This window comes from Methanofollis sp. UBA420, assembly GCF_002498315.1.
Lineage (GTDB): Archaea > Halobacteriota > Methanomicrobia > Methanomicrobiales > Methanofollaceae > Methanofollis.
Window position 1 is genome coordinate 622,408 of record NZ_DAGX01000002.1, and the last position, 261, is coordinate 622,668.

At 61.3% G+C, this 261-nt stretch carries 1 protein-coding gene; it reads right to left on the minus strand.

What is annotated here, in order from left to right; all coding sequences use genetic code 11:
- Nucleotides 1-261 (minus strand): right-handed parallel beta-helix repeat-containing protein (locus BP869_RS03090; protein WP_342676786.1); only part of this gene is annotated, 261 nt, incomplete at both ends.

Genomic DNA, 261 nt, shown 5'->3' on the forward strand with positions numbered 1-261 from the left:
CGCCGCCGTTCGTTGCCGTGTTGTTCGCAAAGGTCGTGTTCGTCAGGGCGGCACCGGTGGAACGGATGAAGAACGCACCGCCGCCACCATAAACTGCCGTGTTGTTCGTGAAGGTCGTGTCCGTCAGTCTGGCGCCTTCGGATGAGGAGAATACCACACCGCCGCCGTCCTGTGCTGCTGTGTTGTGTGTGAAGGTCGTGTCCGTCAGGGCGACATCGTCGGAACCGTCGAAATACGTACCGCCGCCGTTCGTTGCCGTGT